This is a genomic window from Poseidonibacter antarcticus (assembly GCF_003667345.1).
In the GTDB taxonomy this organism is placed as follows: domain Bacteria; phylum Campylobacterota; class Campylobacteria; order Campylobacterales; family Arcobacteraceae; genus Poseidonibacter; species Poseidonibacter antarcticus.
The window spans coordinates 1-1,270 of the sequence record NZ_RCWF01000038.1 but is presented as its reverse complement, the minus strand read 5'-3'; the positions used below and the strand labels follow the sequence as shown (position 1 = coordinate 1,270).

Annotated in this window: 1 protein-coding gene; it reads right to left on the bottom strand. The window is 33.8% G+C overall.

The window, feature by feature from the left end; translation table 11 throughout:
* Positions 1-4: 4 nt before the first annotated feature.
* A complete protein-coding gene (locus D9T19_RS14380) occupies positions 5-1,267 on the bottom strand; it encodes a serine hydroxymethyltransferase (protein ID WP_121628935.1) in 1,263 nt (420 codons plus the stop codon).
* Positions 1,268-1,270 lie beyond the last annotated feature (3 nt).

Below are 1,270 nucleotides of genomic sequence, written 5' to 3'. Positions count from 1 at the left end.
ATTCTTAATACGTAGATTGAGTATAAATCACAAAATTAGATGCTAGTTCTTTTAACTCTTGTGCTATTGTTTCTTGTAATTTTGTATTCTCTATATCATCTAATACATCACACATTTTATTTGCTATTATTTCAAACTCTTTTTCTTTCATTCCTCGTGCTGTTAATGCTGGGCTTCCTACTCTTATTCCTGATGTTACAAAAGGAGATCTTGTTTCACCTGGTACTGTATTTTTATTTACAGTGATTCCTGCGTTTCCTAGTGCTGCGTCTGCTTCTTTTCCTGAGAATGGTTTATTTAAGAATGATACTAATACTAGGTGATTATCTGTTCCACCTGAAACGATATCATATCCTCTTGATACTAGAACTTCTCCTAGAACTTTAGCGTTTGCTTTTACTTGTTTTGCGTAATCTTTCCATTTTGGGTCTAAGATTTCTTTAAATGCTACTGCTTTTCCTGCTATTACATGAACTAATGGTCCACCTTGTAATCCTGGGAAAATTGCTGAGTTTATTTTCTTAGCAATATCTTCATCATTTGTCATTATCATTCCACCTCTTGGTCCTCGAAGTGTTTTATGTGTTGTAGTTGTTACTACATCTGCATAAGGGAATGGACTCATATGTTCTCCAGCTGCTACTAATCCTGCGATATGTGCAATATCTGCAAAAAGAATTGCTCCTACTGCATCAGCTATTTCTCTAAATTTAGCAAAATCAATTTCTCTTGCGTATGCACTTGCCCCACAAACTATAATTTTTGGTTGAGTGATTTTTGCTATATCCATTACTCTTTCATAGTTAATTCTTCCATCTAATTCTACACCATAATAAAATGCATGATAATTTTTACCAGAAAATGATGGTTTAGAACCATGTGTTAAGTGTCCACCATGAGATAAATCCATACCAAGAATTTTATCACCTGCTTTAATTAATGCTGCATATACTGCACCATTTGCTTGAGAACCTGAGTGTGGTTGTACATTTGCGTAATTACATCCAAATATTTCACAAGCTCTATCAATTGCTAATTGTTCTACTTTATCAGCTTGTTCACATCCACCATAATATCTTTTATAAGGATAACCTTCTGCATATTTGTTTGTAAAAACAGAACCCATTGCTTGCATAACTGCTGGTGATGTAAAGTTCTCACTTGCAATCATTTCTAGGTGATTTGTTTGTCGTTCTAATTCGTTTTCACAAATTTCGAATACTTCTGCATCTGCTTCTTTTAGGTTTGCGTTTGATATATAGTTCATTTT

Bases quoted from the DNA above. Each gene is read 5' to 3' on its own strand.
- D9T19_RS14380 (WP_121628935.1), bottom strand. From the start codon at position 1,267: ATGAACTATATATCAAACGCAAACCTAAAAGAAGCAGATGCAGAAGTA.